Source organism: Bacillus sp. cl96, assembly GCF_900100505.1.
In the GTDB taxonomy this organism is placed as follows: Bacteria; Bacillota; Bacilli; order Bacillales; family Bacillaceae_G; genus Bacillus_A; species Bacillus_A cereus.
This window is the reverse complement of the sequence record NZ_FNDM01000047.1, coordinates 1-2,284: the sequence shown is the minus strand read 5'-3', so window position 1 is coordinate 2,284 and position 2,284 is coordinate 1. Positions and strand designations below refer to the sequence as shown.

Here is a 2,284-nt window from a genome sequence, read left to right as displayed (position 1 = left end):
TCAATCGAAACGGCATGAGCGATACACGGAATCGTTTCTTCTTGTTGGAATGTAAGTGGAGATAGTAAAGCGCCTGTCGCAACGACAAGTATTTTATTAAACTCTCCTCTTTTCATTCGGTTTAATAAGTGACCGTATACGACCGTTGCGGAACACCCTGGTCCACTAGCGCCAGCGATGACAGGTTGCCCTTCTCTATAAATGAGCAGCCCGCAATCTTGAAACTGTTCGCTCGTTACTTTCGTTCCGTGTTTATGTAATAAGTCATAAGCAATTTCGCGTCCTACATGTCCGAGGTCACCCGTTACGATTAAATCGTAGTAAGAGGCATCAATTTGTCGTTCGCGTAAATGGGCTTCAATTGTATCAACGGCAGCTGGAGCCATTGCACCTCCCATATTAAATGGATCTGTTAATCCCATATCAACCACTCGTCCGATTGTGGCAGATGTTACCCTAGGACCGTGTCCAGTATCGCTTAAAATAGCAGCTCCTGCTCCGGTTACTGTCCACTGCGCGGTAGGTGGTTTTTGCCCACCATATTCGGTAGGATAGCGGAACTGTTTTTCTACAGCTGTATTATGACTGGATGCACCAGTTAATAAATATTTTGCGCCTTTTGCATTTACGATACTTGCTCCAAGTGCTAAACCTTCCATAGAAGTAGAACAAGCGCCGAATAGTCCGAGATAAGGAGTGCCCAGTGTACGGCAAGCAAAGCTTGTAGGGGTAATTTGATTAATTAAATCGCCTGCGAGTACAAATTGAATATCGTCTTTACGAAGTTTTGCCTTTTCAGTAGCGCGGCTACAAGCTTCTTCGAACAAAATTTTATGTGCTTTTTCATAGGAATCTTGTCCGAGCCATAAATCTTCATGGAGGGTATCGAAGTCTTCTGGAATTTTGCCTTTAGCTTCAAACGGCCCGCCAACGACTCCCGTCGAAATAATAACTGGTTTGTTTTCAAATACCCACGTTCGGTGTCCTTGTAACATTTATAGCCCTCCCCATTGAACGAGAATCGTTTTAATAAGTGCGATGACGAAAGCGGAAAATACACCAAATAAAATAACAGAACCAGCTAATTTAAACATGTTACCACCAACGCCGAGTACAAAACCTTCTGTGCGGTGTTCGATACATGCGGCAATAACGGAGTTACCAAATCCAGTGACAGGTACAGCTGTGCCTGCTCCGGCAAATTGACCAAACCGATCGTATATACCAAATCCAGTTAATAACATGGAGATGAAAATAAGAGTTGCGACTGTTGGATTCCCTGCTGAGCGTTCAGTGAAATCGAAATACGTAATATAAAAAGTAGAAATGAGTTGCCCAATTAGGCAAATGAAACCACCAACGAAAAAGGCTTTTATACAGTTTTTTAAGACAGGACGCTTCGGTTCGCGTTCTTGCTCGAATTTTTTATATTCCTGTTGCACAGGGGTTAAGTTTTTATCTTTACTAGACATTGCAAACCTTCCTTTTCTTTTAAAAAGCGTTAAGTGTTAGACTCCATTTTTTTACCAATGAATTTTAATTGTTTATTAATTTCATCTTTAGATACTTTCTTTTCCTTAATTTTTCTTTCAAGCTTTTCAAGTAACATAAAGATTTTTTTATCTGTACTTACACGAACATCGAAAGTGGGGTGCTCATCACTTAGCTGCTTTTGGAGCTTCTTACGGAGAGGTTTTAATCCAAATCTTTCGTGATGCTCAGGTGTAACTGCTATGTAGAGATCTAAATTTGAATTTACTGCTGTACTTTTTATAATTTCATCCATAGTGAGAGCTCTTTTCTTGGCTCCTTGTGATATAGATTGATTAAAGGATTCCATACTCGTTTTTGTTAACTTTGGACCTTTCTCTTTCTCCGTTCGTTTTGCTTCTTCTTTCACTTTTTTATCTAAAGGACTATTATCACATCCGGTAAAAGAGCTAAATAGAAGGGCAAATAATACGGTTATGAGTCCGAGTTTTTGCATATTTATCATTCCATTTCTATTGCAATATGTAATGTGATAGAAAAAGGATGACTGCATATCATCCTTTTTCTATTTCACAGCAAGACTGATTCGTTATTGCTGTGAGTATTGTGGTTCTTCTTGTTTGACTTCTTCAACGCGTGGGTTTAAAGAATCGATAATCGTTTGTGTTTGCTGTGCAGCTGTTTGGAAAAGTTGCTTAGCTTGTTGGTTATCCGTATCAAGAGCGAATCCCTCTAAGCTAGCTTGTGCACTTTTTAATCCAGAAACAGTTTGTTTTAATTTCGTAATTACAGT

The 2,284-nt window shown here is 39.7% G+C and carries 4 protein-coding genes; all 4 read right to left on the bottom strand.

What is annotated here, in order from left to right; all coding sequences use genetic code 11:
• Positions 1–995, bottom strand: a 995-nt coding sequence (gene spoVAD, locus BLT20_RS29980; protein WP_073340486.1) for a stage V sporulation protein AD, incomplete at its 3' end; no start/stop codon positions are given.
• The gene (gene spoVAC, locus BLT20_RS29975) at positions 996–1,472 is read right to left on the bottom strand and encodes a stage V sporulation protein AC (RefSeq protein WP_000095403.1); all 477 of its coding nucleotides are present in this window, start codon (positions 1,470–1,472) and stop codon (positions 996–998) included. It abuts the gene before it with no gap.
• 29 nt (positions 1,473–1,501) lie between these two features.
• Complete coding sequence (locus BLT20_RS29970; RefSeq protein ID WP_001170598.1) at positions 1,502–1,987, bottom strand: YhcN/YlaJ family sporulation lipoprotein; 486 nt, start codon at positions 1,985–1,987, stop codon at positions 1,502–1,504.
• A gap of 93 nt (positions 1,988–2,080) precedes the next feature.
• Positions 2,081–2,284, bottom strand: a 204-nt coding sequence (locus BLT20_RS29965; protein ID WP_141770367.1) for a DUF1657 domain-containing protein, incomplete at its 5' end; no start/stop codon positions are given.

What these genes read in the sequence shown, in the direction of transcription:
- BLT20_RS29970 (WP_001170598.1), bottom strand. Translation starts at nt 1,987, where the DNA reads ATGCAAAAACTCGGACTCATAACCGTATTATTTGCCCTTCTATTTAGC.
- spoVAC (WP_000095403.1), bottom strand. Translation starts at nt 1,472, where the DNA reads ATGTCTAGTAAAGATAAAAACTTAACCCCTGTGCAACAGGAATATAAA.